At 45.0% G+C, this 13,996-nt stretch carries 15 protein-coding genes; 9 read left to right on the top strand and 6 right to left on the bottom strand.

The window, feature by feature from the left end:
- Window positions 1-4: 4 nt before the first annotated feature.
- Window positions 5-1,012, bottom strand: a complete 1,008-nt coding sequence (locus ICN27_RS05355) for a folate-binding protein YgfZ (protein ID WP_216269290.1) — start codon at window positions 1,010-1,012, stop codon at window positions 5-7.
- Here ICN27_RS05355 and mltG point away from each other — a divergent pair.
- The 6 genes from mltG to ICN27_RS05325 all read left to right on the top strand — a co-directional run bounded on the left by mltG (window position 1,011) and on the right by ICN27_RS05325 (window position 6,008).
- The gene (mltG, locus tag ICN27_RS05350; RefSeq protein WP_255535026.1) at window positions 1,011-2,105 is read left to right on the top strand and encodes an endolytic transglycosylase MltG; all 1,095 of its coding nucleotides are present in this window, start codon (window positions 1,011-1,013) and stop codon (window positions 2,103-2,105) included. The two genes, ICN27_RS05355 and mltG, sit on opposite strands and share 2 nt — an antisense overlap.
- Window positions 2,106-2,110: 5 nt before the next feature.
- Window positions 2,111-2,749, top strand: coding sequence for a dTMP kinase (gene tmk, locus ICN27_RS05345; RefSeq protein ID WP_216269289.1), 639 nt, complete (start codon window positions 2,111-2,113; stop codon window positions 2,747-2,749).
- Window positions 2,750-3,895, top strand: a complete 1,146-nt coding sequence (locus ICN27_RS05340) for a DNA polymerase III subunit delta' (protein ID WP_255535025.1) — start codon at window positions 2,750-2,752, stop codon at window positions 3,893-3,895.
- 11 nt (window positions 3,896-3,906) lie between these two features.
- Window positions 3,907-4,695 carry a TatD family hydrolase gene (locus ICN27_RS05335; RefSeq protein ID WP_216269288.1) on the top strand — a complete coding sequence of 263 codons (789 nt, stop codon included), beginning with the start codon at window positions 3,907-3,909 and terminating at the stop codon, window positions 4,693-4,695.
- Entirely contained in the window at window positions 4,692-5,393 is a 702-nt protein-coding gene (locus tag ICN27_RS05330; RefSeq protein ID WP_215310237.1) for an ankyrin repeat domain-containing protein, read from the top strand. Before ICN27_RS05335 ends, ICN27_RS05330 begins: the two co-directional genes overlap by 4 nt.
- A 75-nt stretch (window positions 5,394-5,468) precedes the next feature.
- A complete protein-coding gene (locus ICN27_RS05325) occupies window positions 5,469-6,008 on the top strand; it encodes an ion channel (RefSeq protein ID WP_216269287.1) in 540 nt (179 codons plus the stop codon).
- Between the two features lie 32 nt (window positions 6,009-6,040).
- Here the strand turns inward: ICN27_RS05325 and ICN27_RS05320 are convergent, their stop codons facing one another.
- The 5 genes from ICN27_RS05320 to gcl all read right to left on the bottom strand — a co-directional run bounded on the left by ICN27_RS05320 (window position 6,041) and on the right by gcl (window position 11,227).
- The gene (locus ICN27_RS05320; RefSeq protein ID WP_216269286.1) at window positions 6,041-7,042 is read right to left on the bottom strand and encodes a DUF3108 domain-containing protein; all 1,002 of its coding nucleotides are present in this window, start codon (window positions 7,040-7,042) and stop codon (window positions 6,041-6,043) included.
- Window positions 7,043-7,049: 7 nt separating this feature from the next.
- Window positions 7,050-7,637, bottom strand: coding sequence for a YqiA/YcfP family alpha/beta fold hydrolase (locus tag ICN27_RS05315; protein ID WP_215310234.1), 588 nt, complete (start codon window positions 7,635-7,637; stop codon window positions 7,050-7,052).
- Window positions 7,638-7,647: 10 nt separating this feature from the next.
- Window positions 7,648-8,544 (bottom strand): 2-hydroxy-3-oxopropionate reductase, encoded by an 897-nt coding sequence (gene glxR / locus ICN27_RS05310; RefSeq protein WP_215310233.1) that lies wholly within the window; start codon window positions 8,542-8,544, stop codon window positions 7,648-7,650.
- A 50-nt stretch (window positions 8,545-8,594) separates the two neighbouring features.
- A complete protein-coding gene (gene hyi, locus ICN27_RS05305; protein ID WP_216269285.1) occupies window positions 8,595-9,374 on the bottom strand; it encodes a hydroxypyruvate isomerase in 780 nt (259 codons plus the stop codon).
- A 62-nt stretch (window positions 9,375-9,436) separates the two neighbouring features.
- On the bottom strand, window positions 9,437-11,227 hold the full coding sequence (gene gcl, locus ICN27_RS05300; RefSeq protein ID WP_216269284.1) for a glyoxylate carboligase: 1,791 nt from the start codon (window positions 11,225-11,227) through the stop codon (window positions 9,437-9,439).
- 128 nt (window positions 11,228-11,355) lie between these two features.
- On the opposite strand from gcl, the gene ICN27_RS05295 reads away from it, so the two are divergent.
- From ICN27_RS05295 to ICN27_RS05285, 3 genes are all read left to right on the top strand, one after another.
- Window positions 11,356-12,261 carry a LysR family transcriptional regulator gene (locus tag ICN27_RS05295; RefSeq protein ID WP_216269283.1) on the top strand — a complete coding sequence of 302 codons (906 nt, stop codon included), beginning with the start codon at window positions 11,356-11,358 and terminating at the stop codon, window positions 12,259-12,261.
- 98 nt (window positions 12,262-12,359) lie between these two features.
- A complete protein-coding gene (locus ICN27_RS05290) occupies window positions 12,360-12,956 on the top strand; it encodes a hypothetical protein (RefSeq protein WP_216269282.1) in 597 nt (198 codons plus the stop codon).
- Window positions 12,957-12,995: 39 nt separating this feature from the next.
- Window positions 12,996-13,820 carry a M48 family metallopeptidase gene (locus ICN27_RS05285; protein ID WP_255535023.1) on the top strand — a complete coding sequence of 275 codons (825 nt, stop codon included), beginning with the start codon at window positions 12,996-12,998 and terminating at the stop codon, window positions 13,818-13,820.
- Window positions 13,821-13,996 lie beyond the last annotated feature (176 nt).

Raw genomic sequence — 13,996 nt, 5'->3', positions numbered from 1 at the left:
GAGATTAAATTTCTAATAAAGGGTAGGGCAGAGAATCCAACATTAAGGCCGGTCCATCGCTTGTACCAAGATGAATCACTCCAATTTCAAGGGCCTCTAGCTTACATTCCACCTGAAGATCAATGCGAGTTGAATCTGCTGCATTTCTGGCGCCCAGTACCACCATGCCGCATGGCTGGCTAGCATCGTCTGCTTGAAATAACTCTACGCCTGGTTTTGCAAGTTCCAATGCAGTTGCGCTGGTATCGATATGCGTCAGTTGGAGTCTACGTTTTACTGCACCACGGTATTGACTACGAGCAACAATTTCTTGACCCGGGTAGCAACCTTTTTTGAAATCCACACCAGCCACGGATTCAAAGTTAATCATCTGCGGGACAAATTGCTCCTGAGTTGCCAAGACAATTCTGGGGATTGCACTCAATACCTCTAATGAATTCCACTGATCTAGCGAGGAATGATCAACTGATGATGGAATGCCCCCCGTTCTTTTCTGGGCGATAAGAGTGCGCTGAAATGATTGACTTTGAATCAGTACATCAGGCATGCGCAAGGCGAGAGACTCTTTAGGTGGACTGGTTGATTGGCTAGTATCCGCGTTTTGATAAGCACCAAACACTTCCCATTCATCCGAAGCATCGACTACTTTAACTTTTGAGCGTAGTACGTACATCGACAATCGCTTTGCAGTACTAGCTGCAATATCTTTTGAAACAAACAGGGCAAAACGGTCATCTGAATCAGCTATTTCTGGAAACAAGCCAAGCCAAGCACTGGCTAGTAGACGTCCTTTGGGGCTGCAATAGCCAACCAATCGAACAGAATCGGAGCCTTGTGCAACATCACCCAACATGGTGCGCTTGAGGCCAAGCACGGAGTTGCTTAATTGACTTTGTAGTAAGGCTGCGGCATCAGGCCCCTCGACCAATATCAAGCCCCAATGGCTTAGAGGGGTAAATCCATGGTTCAGGCTAGGGGCGGGCATTGTGTTGTTTTTTGGAGTTGGGGTCATGAGCTTTTATCATAGCTTGATGAGCAGAAAATTTCAGAGAAGCCTTTTTATTAAACCCCCAATAGGCGGCGGATGGAAATCCTATGTCCTCATCATTATTTCCCTGCTGCTTATCTTGTACGGAGCCATCTTTTTATGGCCAGTTGTGCCTGCTACATCCAATGTTGAGAAGGTCTCTGCCTATAAGGTCAAGATAAACCCCCAATCTGGCCTATCTGCGATTGCAGGTCAATTGTCAGAGCAGGGCGTATCTACAAATGTAGTTACTTTTCAAGTGGCAGCAAGAGCACTTTTTGTTAGCTCTAAGTTAAAGCCGGGAACCTATCTATTGGCTCCCCGCGCTAGCTTGGGAAATATCTTATTGCAAATAGCCCGCGGCGACCGAGTTCGAGAGAGTGTAGCCATTATTCCCGGCATGACCATATGGCAACTTAGAAACCTAATTGATAAACATCCAGCGCTCATTCATCAAACTAAGGGCATGAGCTCCAAGGAGCTGCTACAGACTATCGGACTTACTTATCCAGGTGATGAAGGACTCTTTTATCCAGATACCTATATTTTTGATCCCGATGATTCAGATACTTCAATTTATCGAAGAGCTTCACAGGCCATGCAGAAGCAGCTAATGGCTGCTTGGGAGCAGAAGGACGCAGCTTCACCCTTAAAAACGCCCTACGACTTGCTCACATTGGCTTCTATTGTGGAAAAAGAGACGGGCCGCTCTAGCGATAGGTCGCTAATCTCGGCAGTTTTCTTGAATCGCCTCAATTTGAATATGCCCTTACAGACTGATCCAACCGTAATTTATGGAATTGGCCCCAAATTTGATGGCAATCTTCGAAAAGCAGATTTGCGCAAGGACAGTCCCTACAATACTTATATGCACAAGGGTTTACCACCAACGCCGATAGCTATGCCGAGCAAGGAGTCGCTCCTCGCTGTGGTGCATCCGGCAAAAAGTGATGCAGTGTATTTTGTAGCGCGAGGCGATGGCACTAGCCATTTCTCCAAAACCTATAAAGAGCATGAAAGCGCGGTTGATCAATTTCAACGTAAACGCAATTCTTCCACTCAATCAAAGCCACAGTAATCGCGATGACAGATCAATTTCCAGGTTATTTCATTAGTTTTGAGGGCATCGATGGCGCAGGTAAAAGTACCCATATCGAATCGTTCAGCAAGCTAATTCAACAGCGACACCCTGATCGCGATGTTGTGATGACTAGGGAGCCTGGCGGCACTCAATTAGGAGAACAACTCCGCGCCTTATTGCTTGAAGCCCCCATGAATTTAGAAACTGAGGCATTGCTGATGTTTGCTGCTCGTCGGGAGCATATTGCACAAGTCATAGAGCCAGCTTTGAAGCTAGGAAAGATTGTGATCTCTGATCGATTTACGGATGCCAGCTTTGCTTATCAAGGTGGTGGTCGGGGCTTAAGCTTGGCAAAGTTAAATGATTTAGAGAAATGGGTTCAGGGCCGCGCTGATGGTTCATTGCTCCAACCTAATTTAACTTTCCTTTTTGATTTACCCGGCTCAGTTGCGCAAGCAAGGAGATCAAAGGTAAGGGTGCCTGATAAATTTGAAAAGATGGATCTAGATTTTTTTGAAAAGGTTCGTCAAGAGTATTTGCGTAGGGCAAAGGCAGACCCAAATCGCTTCTATCTAGTGGATGCCACTAAAACACCAGAGGCCATTTGGAATGAGCTCGAGTCACTAAAGATCAAGTTCTAAATGAGTGATGCAATGCTTTCAAATGAGTCACATAAGAAAATAGCCCCATGGCTTGAGCCTATCTGGGATAGCATGAACTTGGCTGCATTTCCTAATGCCGTTTTGATTCATGGCCAATCCGGTATCGGCAAGTTTGAGTTTTCCATTGAGTTGGCAAAAGCGCTTTTGTGCGAGACGCCTAGCGCTATAAAGCCTTGCAATCAATGTGAAGCCTGTCGGTGGTTTGACTCCGGTAACCATCCTGACTTTATTGCGCTGGTGCCGGAAACACATCGCAAGCTTTTGCCACAGGGTGATTTCGATTCAGATGCTGAGTCTCCAAAAAAATCTAAGAATAGTCAGGCTGATGGCGATGGTGATGCGCCCGAGAAAAAGGAAAAGAAAAGTATTTCTATCGAAGATGCCCGAGGTGCAATTGAGGGGCTTTCCATTGGATCTCACCGCGGCGGAAACCGAATCATTCTGGTCTATCCGCTAGAAATGCTCAGATCAGACTCCGCAAATACTTTGCTGAAATCTCTCGAAGAGCCACCAAAAAATACGATCTTTATTTTGCTGGCAGATCGCCTTGATCGTGTCTTACCAACTATTCGGTCTCGCTGTCGCTTGTTATCTGCACCGCGACCAGATCGATTGAGTGGGCTCCATTGGCTGCATGCCCAGCTGAATAAGATTCCTGGTCTGAAAATGAGTGATGCCGATGTGGAGTCTATTTATGACGAGCAGGGTGGGGCGCCCTATGCAGTATTGGATTCTTTAATTGCACGTCACAATCAAGATGAAAAGGATGAGCTTACGATTGCCATCCAAGCTTCACGTTATTTATTGCAGGCGATGGCGCAGGGCGCTCGGATCAATTGGCTAGAGGCTGCAGATAAGACGCAAAAAGCCCGGTATTCAATTTTGTTGGCTACTATGCAGCGCTGGGTCTCTGATGTACAAAGCTGCGCACAAATGGGTTTGCCTCGCTATTACCCCAAGCATGAGGCTACTATCAAGACGCTTGCGCAACAGGCACGCATTCCAAAGCTTCTGGGCTTCTGGAAGTCTTTGACGCAGGCGCGGCGTCATGAAAATCACCCGCTAGCTACCCGGATTCAGTTAGAGGCATTGCTTTCTCAATACCAGCAGGTATTTGAAGACTAAAATAGCGAGTCATGTTTATAGACTCACATTGCCATCTCGATTTCCCAGAATTTCAAACCCGTCTACCTGAGGTTTTGTCCAATATGGCCGCCTGCAAGGTGAGTCATGCCTTGTGCGTATCAGTAGATATTCCTGACTTTCCTAAGGTTCGAAAGCTGGCTGAAGATCATGCTCATTTGTATGCTTCGGTTGGGGTGCATCCAGATTATGAAGATACGCCAGAACCCAGCTTTGAATTCCTGGTTGAAGAAGCAAAGCATCCTAAAATCATTGCGATTGGCGAAACTGGACTTGACTACTTTCGCATGGGTGATCGTAGCTATGAATCCATGGAATGGCAGAGAGAGCGGTTCAGAACGCATATACGGGCCGCAATAGCTGCTAAGAAGCCCTTGATCATCCATACGCGTGCCTCTTCCGCTGACACACTCAGAATCCTCAAAGAAGAGGGCGCTGATCAGATTGGTGGTGTCATGCATTGCTTTACAGAAACCACGGAAGTTGCCAAGGCTGCTATTGAGATGGGTTTTTACATCTCGTTTTCAGGCATTGTGACTTTTAAGAGTGCCAAGGACCTACAGGCAACCTGCAGAGAAGTTCCCTTAGAGCGCATGCTGATTGAAACGGATTCACCATATTTAGCTCCAATTCCTTATCGCGGCAAGACGAATGAGCCAGCCTGGGTTTCCAAGGTTGGTGAATTTGTTGCTGAGTTGAAGGGTGTTTCTGTTGAATTGCTGGCAGATCAGACCTCACGTAATTTTTTTCAATGTTTTCAAATTAATAGAGCAATATCATGAGAAGTTCACTTAAATCTAACTGCCTTTTATATACCTATTTTTTGTGTTTTTCTGGCCTGGCAATTGCTCAAACTGCAGATCAGATCACGGATTTCACCAAAGCGGCAAAATTTGATGACGTCTCTGAGGTGCAATCCCTAATAAAAGCAGGCGTTACCCCAAATACGCTGGATCCTAGAGGCACTCCGATGTTGATCTTGGCTATTCGGGACAAATCTCTTAAGGTCACGGATTTATTGCTTGCCAATCCAGCTACAAACGTCAATTTAGCTAATAAAAGTGGTGAAAATGCACTTATGATGGCTGCTTTTGATGGTCAACTGGCTTTAGTGAAAACCTTGGTGCTTGAAAAAAAGGCAGCTATCAATAAGCCTGGTTGGGCACCAATTCACTATGCAGTCACCAATGGGCACTTAGAAATCACTCAATTCTTAATGGCTAATGGTGCTCAGGTGAATGCATTAAGTCCAAGCGAGACAACGCCATTAATGATGTCTATAGGCTCTGGAAATGAGCAATTAATCAAATACCTGCTTGATAACGGCGCAGACTTGCGCATGAGAAATCATGAGGGATATACGGCTATCGACGTTGCTCAATTATTTGGCAAAGATGATATTCGTGATGGCTTAATGTCACGTTGGCAAAAGCTCTATAACCAGCCTTATCCAGGTGGCCCAAAGAAGTCTCCTTCATAATTGATATATCTAATACTGCGTATAATCATTATTATGTCAAATAAGAAATCTAACTGGATTTAACGGATAGCATCAATGAATTTGACTAGCTTGTTAGAAAGGCTTCCAGGCCTGAACTCCCTCCCCAGCTTCAGCACGCTCTTTGCTGAAATTAATGCAGATATGGGCGATAGCGATATTTGGGTTCTGTTATTTCTCACGTGTTTGATGCTGGCATTCCATGGCTTAAGCGTTTTATCAATCGCGGGTATTTTTCATTGGATTGACCAAAAACTCGAAAATAAACGGGTCTACGGTGCGAACTTTGTATCCTATTTCTTTGCAATCTTATTGATTATTGCTATTCACCTGCTTGAAATTATTGCCTGGGCCTATATTTGCTTGGGATTGCAAGTATTCCCAACTAATTTGCAAACCTTGTATTTTGCCGGCGAGATGTACACGACTGTTGGCTATGGTGAATATGTTCTTACTGAGCGCTGGAGGATTCTTCCCATTATTATTTCCTTCTCCGGAATCTTTGCTGTATCAATGTCTGGAGCTGCGCTCTACACCATGATGGGCGCTTTATTGGGAAGATCAAATCAAAACCCTAGATCAGGCTCGGGGTTTTAAATCGAATTGATGTGGTTGTAGCTGCCCTAAGCTTAATTAACTAGCCTGGATTTATCAATAGGAGCCCTTTGCTTAAATACGAGCTCTAATATCCGTCCATTGGATTCTAGAGAACGCATTCTTCCAGGTAGCCAATCTAGGTCTCTTGCTAGCCAAATATCGACCTGACGCTTGTAAGGACTGCTTTCCCGTTGCATCAAAGCGTAATGGCGATTAACCCCCTTACCAAGGCTAGGAATATCTTCTGATTCTTTCTCGCCATAACTTTTAAATTGCCACATCTCAAGAGTGTCATAGTCCACGACAGGAATACTTCGGATACTGCCGGCCTCATCAATCTTGTCGCTACCATTGAGTAGGGAGGCTAGTTGAAAAAGTAGGCTAAATCGATCTTGAGTTCCTGGTAGTAGATCTGGTGTGAACTCAGGCTTTTCAGAGAAGTACATCTTCCCTGCTCCACTCTGATCACGATCAAAGCGAGAATAGCGCGGTGGTTTTGTACCCCGCTGAGTCCAATAAATAGATGGTGCTATGCCATAGGCGTCGACAGAGCCTCTGGACTCAAAAATAAAAGGGCCGACGATGGCGTAAGGTATGTTGATATACAAACGGTAGTTATTACCCTCCGTAATCCAGTCAAGTTGAGCAGCTTGAATGAGTTGCCCATCGACATAGGCATCAAAATAATACGTGCCAGATTCAGGAAGGCGAAAGGCTTGCCCAGACTGATTGCCTAATGCGCCCTGCTCCCCTTTACCCTGATCTCTTAAAGGGTCCGCTGATACGGCGCTAGTTTGCTTGGGTGACACTTTTTTCTTTGGTGCTGTAGTCAGCTGTATTTTTTTTGGCGGCTCAACTCGAAGCTCTGTTTTGATGATGAGATCTTCAGCAATGGGGGGCGCACTAGCAAAAGAGAAGAATGGAATCCCAAAAAATAAAATGAGGTGGCCAAGAATTGATAGAAAAATTGCAGCAGCCAGAATCCACAGGGATTTTTTTGGCACAAATTGAAGTTGATAGCTGCTTGCATCCATCAAGACATTAATGCTTGATAAAGTCGATTACTGCAGGTAGATGGTTGGCATAGTCAGAAATTCCGTGATCGCCACCTTCGAGGATAAGCTGTTTAGCGCCGGGATAAAAAGAGGCCATTTCTTTCCAATCCAAAAGCTCGTCGCCTTTTGCGGCAATCAAAAAATAACGCTTTGGGTCAGTAATTGAGTCTATCTGTAAAGCACGTAATTCATCGATGTACTCAGCCTTGAAATCAAATGGCTCATCACTATCATAAGCAGTCATCATGCCAACATGGGGCTCTAATTCTCTAGCGGCATATACAGCAGGATTGAGGGCGACGCCTTTGCATTGATATTTTTCTGCAAGGTAGTTGGTGTAAAAACCGCCCAAGGAGGATCCGACAATCACTATGCGATCAACTTTAGCTTGATCAATATGTTTGACTACCATCTCCAAACTCGCTTTTGGAGATGCCAGCAATTGAGGGCAATACCACTCGTAAGCATAGTCTTTCGATGAGAGCGCCCTCACCGCCTCCCCAGTCATCACTGCTTTAGTTGAGTTTGGTGAAGACCGAAAGCCATGCAAATAAACAACCAGGGTTACTGCCATACTTCTTCCTCTAGCTTTTTTGACCTATTTCAAAATTAGCCATTTTTTCTAATGCTTTGACCATAGCAGAATGATCCCACGATTTTCCGCCGTGCGCTGCACAGGAATTAAATAATTCTTGTGCGCTAGCTGTATTAGGCAAACTGACACCTAAAGCCTTAGCGCTGCTCAGAGCCAAACTTAAATCCTTCTGGTGAAGCTCAATCCTAAAGCCAGGATCAAAGGTGCGATTAATCATGCGTTCACCATGAACTTCAAGTATTTTTGAGCTGGCAAAGCCACCCATTAATGCCTGTCTAACTTTTGCTGGATCGGCACCTGCCTTGGAGGCGAACACTAGGGCCTCTGCAACCGCTTCAATATTTAAGGCCACAATAATTTGATTGGCAACCTTAGTAACTTGCCCAGCACCATTGTCACCAACTAAGGTTATGTTTTTTCCCATCAAATCAAAGACAGGCTTGACTTTGTCAAAGCATGATTGCTTGCCGCCAACCATGATGGTTAGGCTTGCACCCTTTGCGCCCAATTGGCCACCAGATACGGGCGCATCTAAATATTCACAACCTAGATCATTGATGCGCTTCGCAAAGTCTTTAGTAGCAATCGGAGAGATTGAACTCATATCAACAACAATCTTGCCTTTGCTAAGACCTGAAGCAATACCGCTCTCTCCAAAAAGAACTTTTTCTACATCAGGAGTATCTGGAACCATCGTAATGATGATGTCTGCCTTAGTCGCAACTTCTGCAGGAGTTGCGCAGAGAACGGCAGCAGTATTAGCTAACTCATCTGGAACTTTACTGCGGGTATTGATAAAAAGCTCATGACCTGCTGCGACCAAATGCCCTGCCATTGGCGCGCCCATAATACCTAAACCCACAAAGCCTAGTTTTAACTTACTCATCGTTCATTCCCAAATTGTGATTGATTTATTGATGTACAGCTCAACTGATATTACTGCTCGTATTGACCCATCCAATGTAGGCCGGCCTCAGTTGTTTTCAAAGGCTTGTACTCGCAACCGATATAGCCCTTGTAACCAAGACGGGTTAATAAATCAAATAAGTAGCTGTAGTTTATTTCTCCAGTACCAGGCTCATTACGACCTGGATTATCCGCCAACTGAATATGCGCGATTCGATCAAAGTATTTTTGAATCGTATTCGCTAGCTCACCCTCCATGCGCTGGGCATGGTAAATGTCGTATTGCAAAAAAGCATTATCAGCAGCAACGGCATCGAGTATTGCAATTCCTTGGGCAGTTTTAGAAAGATAGAAACCGGGGATGTCAAAAGTATTGATTGGCTCAATCAACAGTTTTAATCCCGACTTTTTTAGTTCAGCAGCAGCAAACTGCAAATTGCTGACAAAGGTGTCATGAACCAAAGCCGGATCAACACCCTCGGGAGTCTTTCCTGCTAAACAATTGAGTTGAGGTACGCCCAAAATGCTGGCGTACTCAATTGCCTTGGCAACTCCGGAGCGAAACTCAGCAACACGGTCTGGGTGACATGCGATACCCCTCTCCCCTGCATCCCAATCTCCAGCTGGCAAGTTGTGTAATACCAGCTTTAAGGCATTGTTATCAAGAGCGGATTTGATTTCGCTAGCTTCAAAAGCATAAGGAAATAGAAACTCAACTGCTTTGAAACCTCCAATCTTGGCTAGCGCAAAACGCTCCAAAAATGGTTTTTCATTAAACAACATGGTGAGGTTAGCTGCAAACTTGGGCATTCCTATTCCTTAATAACAATCAAATTGGATGATACATGGGTAAATTCAGGGCAATGAACCGATTACTCTAGAAGGCCGGCCGCCACCAATCCCTCTGTTCCAGCAGGATGACGGCAATCAATATCTTCAAATTCATTCACATTATTAATTTCGGTACCCATCGCAATATTGGTGATTTTTTCTAAAATGATCTCCACCACTACTGGTACACGATGCTCTTTGGCCATCTTTTGTGCCTCAATCAATGCAGCACTGATTTTATTCGGATCAGAGACTCTAATAGCCTTGCAACCAAGCCCTTCAACGACTTGAACGTGATCTACGCCATAGCCCTTCAGGTTTTGATCGTCCACATTGATATTGTCAAAAGCTAGTTGCACGCAATAATCCATCTCAAAACCACGCTGCGCTTGACGGATTAAACCTAGATAACTGTTATTTACTAAGACCATCACTAATGGCAAGTTAAATTGCGCGCCAACTGCCAGTTCCTCAATTAAGAATTGGAAGTCGTAATCACCAGCAAGTCCAACTACAGTTTTGGTTGTGTCGGATGCTAACACGCCTAATGCAGCTGGAATTGTCCAGCCAAGCGGACCAGCTTGACCGCAGTTGATCCATTGACGAGCACCATAGACATGCAAGAATTGTCCACCAGCAATTTGCGATAGGCCAATAGTCGATACATACACGGTATCACGACCAAATACAGAATTCATTTCTTGATAGACGCGCTGTGGCTTGATAGGCACATTATCAAAGTTAGTTTTACGGTGCATCAAGCTCTTACGCTCCTGGCAACGCTCAACCCACTCGCTGTAGTTGGTAAGCTTACCTTTTGCTTTCCATTCTTTAGCAACCTCAACAAACAACTCTAGCGCCGCTTTTGCATCTGAAACAATGCCGTAGTCGGGATTAAATACGCGACCAATTTGGGTTGGCTCAATATCAACGTGAATAAACTTGCGATCTTTGCAATACACATCAATTGATCCAGTGTGGCGATTAGCCCAGCGGTTACCAATACCCAAAACAAGATCACTAGCTAACATAGTGGCATTGCCATAGCGGTGCGAGGTTTGAAGACCAACCATACCGGCCATGAGCGGGTGATCATCCGGAATAGTGCCCCATCCCATGAGGGTTGGAATCACTGGAATACCAGTCAATTCTGCAAACTCTACTAACAGCGCATCTGCATCAGCGTTAATAATTCCGCCGCCAGCAACAATTAATGGCTTTTTAGCCGACATTAACATTTCAAGTGCTTTTTCGATCTGCTTGCGGCTAGCTGCTGGTTTATATACTGGCAATGGTTCATACGTATCAATATCAAATTCAATTTCAGCTAATTGAACATCAATCGGCAAATCAATTAATACAGGTCCGGGGCGGCCTGAACGCATGACATGAAACGCCTGCTGGAAAACGCGTGGCACTAAACCTGGCTCACGAACCGTTACAGACATCTTTGTCACTGGCTTGGAAATTGTCTCGATATCAACAGCCTGAAAATCTTCTTTATAAAGACGGGCACGTGGAGCTTGTCCAGTAATACAGAGAATAGGAATTGAGTCAGCGCTTGCGGAATATAACCCTGTCATCATGTCTGTGCCAGCTGGGCCAGATGTACCAATACATACGCCAATGTTGCCTGCTTTAGCTCTTGTATAACCTTCAGCCATGTGTGAAGCACCTTCAACATGTCGGGCTAGGATATGGGTAATTGACTGACGCTCACGCAACTGCGCGTAGAGTGGATTAATAGCGGCTCCAGGAACACCAAACGCAGTGGTGATACCTTCTTTTTCCATTACAAGCACTGCTGCCATTGCGGCTTTCATTTTGGCCATGATGTTTCCCTCGCTGTTTAAGAATGGTTACATCATCAACACTTGAGAGCGAAATGAGAATGCCACTAGCCATCATATGAACTATTCCAAAATGGAATACCTCAGGAAAATCCAGTTAGAATTCATGAATGGATCGTATTCAGGGAATTGCCCTTTTTGTCCGAGTCGTAGAAACCGGCTCATTTAGCAAGGCTGCGGCCAGCCTGGGCATTACTCAGCCCACAGCAACCAAACACATTGCCTTTTTAGAAAAGCGGCTTGGCTCACTTTTATTGCATCGCAGCACAAGAGGGGTTACACCAACGGAAATTGGTGAGATTTACTATGAAAAATGCAAGATTATTTCAAGAGAGCTTGAAGAGGCAGACAATCTAGCCGCCCTACTCCAAGGAGAAATGCAGGGCAAATTGACTATCAGCTCTTCCGTTGCCTTTGGGCGCCGTATTTTGACACCGCTGGTACTCCAATTTATGAGTCAAAACCCAAAATTAGAGGTGCATTTGAGCCTTGAGGACCAATATGTCAATTTGGTTGAAGGTGGCGTTGATCTTGCGATCCGCATGGGTCGCCTCGCAGACTCCTCTTTGGGCTCACGCTATTTGGGCTTAAATCCCTGGGTCTTGGTAGCCAGCCCAGATTATCTAAGCCAGAACGGAACCCCAAATCATCCAGAGGATTTGGCGGCACATCAGGCCTTAATCTATAGCTCAGTTCAAGATAATCACCGCTGGCACTTTAGTGGTGGTGATGGCGAGACCATCTCAATACCCGTCAAAGGCCCCTTGTATTCCAATAACTTATCTGCATTGCTAGCCGCAACCATCGGTAACATGGGTTTGGCTACCATTCCTTGGTACGTTGCTTATCACTCTATTAACAAGGGCACCTTACAGCCGATATTGACTGATTGGAGTCTACCTTCCCAAGAAATTCACGCGGTGTTTTCGTCACCTCGTTTGGTGCCGGGCAAGGTGAGTCAGTGCATCGACTGGTTGCAATGCCACTTTTCTGACAACTGGTGGGAGCGGCTTTAAGCGAAGCGCGCTTAGGTATTCATATGTGCTTATGCCAACAGAATTTGGCAATTGAAATACGCTAATATCACTATAGATACTTAATATTAAGGAAAGTTATGAAAATCAAATTCGCCCAGATTACTCTCGTAGCCGCCACATTATTGGCAGGTTCAGGATTGGTAATGGCACAAACGCCAGCTGCAAATGCAGTAGTGGTGGACGCAGCAGTTACTGACAACATTTTTCAATTGTACGAAGGCACTGTTACGAAGATCGATAAGAAAACACGCACGATTTTCTTTAAAAACAACGAAGGTGAATCTAAGTTCATTGCCGGCCCTGAAATTAAGAGCTTTGATCAGATAAAAGTGGGTGACCGACTCAATGTGACTTATGAGCTTGCCGTTGCAATTGAATTGATTAAAACCAAAAGCGATGGTATTCGCAGCAAAGTGGAGACCTCATCAGAAGTAGCATCTAAGCCGGGCGAAAAACCAACTCGTACCATTACAAACACTACGACTATCATTGCCGATATCGTAGCCGTAGATCGCGCTAAGAAATTGGTCTCGGTTAAAGGTCCTAGCGGCAAGGTTACCGTTGTTACCGTTAAGAATCCACAGCTCTTGGCGGATGTCAATGTTGGTGAACAGGTTCGAGTCATCTACTTTGACGCGATGGCTGCATCCATAACGCCTCCAAAGAAGAAGTAATTTAGAAAATAGAGTACGTATTAACAGCAAGGATTTCATTTGAGCATTCGCACCTTTGGGATCCTTGCGCTAGTTGCTTTACTCTCGGCATGCGCCAGCACTACGCGCTCGGGAGCGGTTGGCGTGAATCGATCTCAATTTATGATGGCTTCTTCTGAAGAGGTCAATCGTCTTTCTGCAGTGAGTTATAACGAGCAGAATCAAAAAGCAAAAGAGAAAAATATACTGGTCACTTCTGGGCCAGCCTATGATCGATTGAAGTTCATTGCAAATAGACTAATTCCTCAGACCGAGGCATTTCGAGATGACACCAAGCAATGGGATTGGCGACTAACCCTAATCGATGCTCCCATACTGAATGCTACCTGTGCACCCGGCGGAAAGATCACTTTCTACACCGGAATTATTGAGCAACTCAATCTAAATGATGATGAAATTGCAGCCATCATGGGGCATGAAATTGCGCATGCCCTAAGAGAACATGGTCGGGAGCGTGTATCACAAGCAACTGCACAAAATGTATTAGTGAATATTGCAATGGCTGTAGCAGGACCCTATGGTTCTGCAGTGAGCGCTGCAAACCAAGTTGCTCAATACGCAATTGTTTTACCAAACTCAAGAGAGAATGAGTCGGAAGCAGATGCAATTGGATTAGAGCTTGCAGCAAGAGCGGGATATAACCCCATGGGTGCAATTAGTGTTTGGCAAAAAATGTTGAAAGCCACAAAAGGAAAAAGTTCTCCAGAATTCTTATCCACCCACCCTTCTGGTGAAACCAGAATCGAGCAACTAACCGCACTAATGCCGGCGGTTGAGCCGTTGTATAAAGTAGCACCAAAACCGCCGCCAATGAAAAAGCTTTAATAAAAAATTCTGTAGAAATGAAAAAAGCCCCTTATGCAGGGGCTTTCTATGTACGACTCGACACATAGTTAACACTTTATACCGGACACATACTTTACAGTTTTTGGCATAGGAGGGACCACTCTATGCCGTGGAATGAAAGTACGAAGATGGATGAAAAGCTACGTTTTGTGTCT

This window comes from Polynucleobacter sp. Nonnen-W13 (assembly GCF_018881735.1).
Classification (GTDB): Bacteria; Pseudomonadota; Gammaproteobacteria; order Burkholderiales; family Burkholderiaceae; genus Polynucleobacter.
This window is presented reverse-complemented; position numbering and strand designations above follow the sequence as displayed.

Excerpts from the sequence above, each read along its gene's own strand:
- ICN27_RS05340 (WP_255535025.1), top strand. The coding sequence starts at position 2,750 with ATGAGTGATGCAATGCTTTCAAATGAGTCACATAAGAAAATAGCCCCA.
- ICN27_RS05325 (WP_216269287.1), top strand. The coding sequence starts at position 5,469 with ATGAATTTGACTAGCTTGTTAGAAAGGCTTCCAGGCCTGAACTCCCTC.
- glxR (WP_215310233.1), bottom strand. The coding sequence starts at position 8,544 with ATGAGTAAGTTAAAACTAGGCTTTGTGGGTTTAGGTATTATGGGCGCG.
- ICN27_RS05315 (WP_215310234.1), bottom strand. The coding sequence starts at position 7,637 with ATGGCAGTAACCCTGGTTGTTTATTTGCATGGCTTTCGGTCTTCACCA.
- gcl (WP_216269284.1), bottom strand. The coding sequence starts at position 11,227 with ATGGCCAAAATGAAAGCCGCAATGGCAGCAGTGCTTGTAATGGAAAAA.
- ICN27_RS05295 (WP_216269283.1), top strand. The coding sequence starts at position 11,356 with ATGGATCGTATTCAGGGAATTGCCCTTTTTGTCCGAGTCGTAGAAACC.
- ICN27_RS05320 (WP_216269286.1), bottom strand. The coding sequence starts at position 7,042 with ATGGATGCAAGCAGCTATCAACTTCAATTTGTGCCAAAAAAATCCCTG.
- hyi (WP_216269285.1), bottom strand. The coding sequence starts at position 9,374 with ATGCCCAAGTTTGCAGCTAACCTCACCATGTTGTTTAATGAAAAACCA.
- tmk (WP_216269289.1), top strand. The coding sequence starts at position 2,111 with ATGACAGATCAATTTCCAGGTTATTTCATTAGTTTTGAGGGCATCGAT.
- ICN27_RS05290 (WP_216269282.1), top strand. The coding sequence starts at position 12,360 with ATGAAAATCAAATTCGCCCAGATTACTCTCGTAGCCGCCACATTATTG.
- ICN27_RS05335 (WP_216269288.1), top strand. The coding sequence starts at position 3,907 with ATGTTTATAGACTCACATTGCCATCTCGATTTCCCAGAATTTCAAACC.
- mltG (WP_255535026.1), top strand. The coding sequence starts at position 1,011 with ATGAGCTTTTATCATAGCTTGATGAGCAGAAAATTTCAGAGAAGCCTT.
- ICN27_RS05355 (WP_216269290.1), bottom strand. The coding sequence starts at position 1,012 with ATGACCCCAACTCCAAAAAACAACACAATGCCCGCCCCTAGCCTGAAC.
- ICN27_RS05330 (WP_215310237.1), top strand. The coding sequence starts at position 4,692 with ATGAGAAGTTCACTTAAATCTAACTGCCTTTTATATACCTATTTTTTG.